A 236-nucleotide genomic window follows, 5' to 3' on the forward strand; every position below is an offset into this window, starting at 1 on the left:
GTAATCAGGTCGTCGGCCACCACCAGCTCCACCTTCCACTCCTCCACCACCTCGACCTGCCCGGCTTGCCCGAGAAATGGCTGGCTGCCATCCAACGGGCGAAACTGGCCTTGGCCCAGGGTTTGCCAGGCGCAGTGGTCATAGTCACCGATGCGTCCGCCGCCAGCGGCAAACACAGCGGCCTTGACCACCTCGACATGGCTGGCCGGGACGAAGAAGGCGAGCTTGTACACGCC

General features: G+C 64.8%; 1 protein-coding gene. It reads right to left on the bottom strand.

Features of this window, described 5'->3' with window-relative positions:
- Positions 1-236 (bottom strand): hypothetical protein (locus SB772_RS45615; RefSeq protein WP_410839230.1); only part of this gene is annotated, 236 nt, incomplete at both ends.

This window comes from Paraburkholderia sp. SIMBA_030 (genome assembly GCF_046535245.1).
Taxonomy (GTDB): Bacteria; Pseudomonadota; Gammaproteobacteria; order Burkholderiales; family Burkholderiaceae; genus Paraburkholderia.